The organism is Halorubrum sp. GN11_10-6_MGM (assembly GCF_005435165.1).
In the GTDB taxonomy this organism is placed as follows: Archaea; Halobacteriota; Halobacteria; order Halobacteriales; family Haloferacaceae; genus Halorubrum.
Map to the genome: position 1 here is coordinate 1 of NZ_SGUC01000093.1, position 735 is coordinate 735.

Consider the following 735-nt stretch of genomic DNA (forward strand, 5'->3'; position numbering starts at 1 on the left):
CACGCCACATCAACATACCTTTCTTGTAATGTGGCAATTAGTAGGTAAATGGAATATAGCTCAGGACTACGACGGCGGATCATCTTCGGAATTGGAGGGTTAGGATTATTAGCTGCTGTCATTTTTGTTTTAATCCAGTTTCAGGCGACGCTCATATTTACAATCTTTCTCTACTACGCAAGCCGCCCAATTTATCACAAACTCGAGAACCTCTCGCTTCCGTCGCGATTCCAAGGCCATCGAGTTCCCTATCGGCGTCAAGGTCTTGCTATGGTTACAATTGCTATTTTCCTACTGCCGTTTCTCTTTTTGCTCACATACACCCTTGTACTGGTAGTACCCGAAATCCAACGGCTCGCTGGAGGGGATGGTCCCGGTGCAGCATACATCTCCGCACTACAGTCGGCACAAGGGAGTGGACTCCCGGGTCCACTTGTAGGACTAGAAATTAGTGACATACTGGGGCTGAGTCCTGAGGAAGTCGTAGCAATCCTCAACGACCCCGCAGTTCAGACATGGGTCGAACAAATAGTTGCTACACTGACTGGTTCAGTCGGGTTCATCGCAAACGCAGCACTCCATGGATTCATTCTTCTGGCCGGGACATATTATATGCTTACCGACGGCTCACGGCTTGTAAACTGGCTCCTCGACAATTTTGATGAATCAGGTGTTGTCGGGTCATACGCAGTAGCTGTTGATGATGAACTGTCTTCCATTCTCTTCGGTAATATT

At 48.0% G+C, this 735-nt stretch carries 1 pseudogene; it reads left to right on the forward strand.

The features are described 5' to 3' along the window. Positions 1 to 270: 270 nt before the first annotated feature. A pseudogene (locus EXE46_RS16215) lies at positions 271 to 735 on the forward strand (AI-2E family transporter); the annotation flags it as partial.